At 68.2% G+C, this 1,080-nt stretch carries 1 protein-coding gene; it reads left to right on the top strand.

Features of this window, described 5'->3' with window-relative positions; translation table 11 throughout:
* Nucleotides 1–74 precede the first annotated feature (74 nt).
* Nucleotides 75–1,080: glycoside hydrolase family 3 N-terminal domain-containing protein (locus RH90_RS21935; protein ID WP_010189328.1), on the top strand; the 1,006-nt coding region annotated here is incomplete at its 3' end.

Genomic DNA, 1,080 nt, shown 5'->3' on the forward strand with positions numbered 1-1,080 from the left:
ACTTCCCCACCCCAACCCCTCCCCTAAAGGGGAGGGGCTTATTTTAGCGGCCGCTTCTTGCTAAACGCCGCGCCATGAAGCCCGTCATCTTCGGCCTGTCCGGCCTAGACCTCACCCCCGCCGAGCGCAGCTTTTTCACCGCTGCCGAACCAGCCGGCTACATCCTGTTCAAGCGCAACATCGAAAACCGCGCGCAAGTCCGCGCGCTGACCGACAGCCTGCGCGAAATGTCGGGGCGCGACGACCTGCCGATCCTGATCGACCAGGAAGGCGGCCGCGTCGCCCGCATGGGGCCGCCGGAATGGCCCGAATTCCCGGCCGGCCCGGCATTCGACCGACTCTACGATCTCGCGCCGATTTCGGCGATCGAGGCGGCGCGTGCCAATGCTGAGGCGATCGGCCTGATGCTCGCCGAAGTCGGCATCACGGTGGATTGCCTGCCGCTGCTCGACGTCGCGCAGCCCGACACGACCGACGCGGTGTCGATCCGCACGCTCGGCTCCGAGCCGATGCGCGTCGCGGCGCTGGGGAAGGCGATCCTCGATGGGCTCCAGCGCGGCGGCGTCGTCGGGGTGGTCAAGCATATGCCTGGGCATGGCCGGGCGAAGCAGGACTCGCACTACCACCTGCCGACCGTCACCGCCTCGGATGCCGAGCTCGAGATCGATCTCCAGCCGTTCACGCGGCTCAACGATGCGCCGATGGGGATGACCTCGCACATCGTCTTCGAGGCGTGGGATGCGGACCGGCCGGCGACGCTGTCGCCGACGGTGATCGAGCAGATCATCCGCCAGCGGATCGGGTTCGATGGCCTGTTGATGACCGATGACATCGACATGAAGGCGCTGTCGGGCACCGCTGGCGACAAGGCGGCGGGGGCGATCGCCGCGGGGTGCGACCTCGTGCTCGATTGCTGGGGACGGATGGAGCAGATGGAGGAAGTGGTCGGGCGGCTGGCAGAGATGTCCGCCGTGTCGCGCGCACGGCTCGACCGCGCGATGGCGACGATCGCGGGGGCGCAGGGCGGCGGTGACATGGCGGCGTTGATCGCCAAACGCGACGCCCTGCTCGCGCTTACCT

Source organism: Sphingomonas sp. PAMC 26605 (genome assembly GCF_000241485.1).
Lineage (GTDB): Bacteria > Pseudomonadota > Alphaproteobacteria > Sphingomonadales > Sphingomonadaceae > Sphingomonas.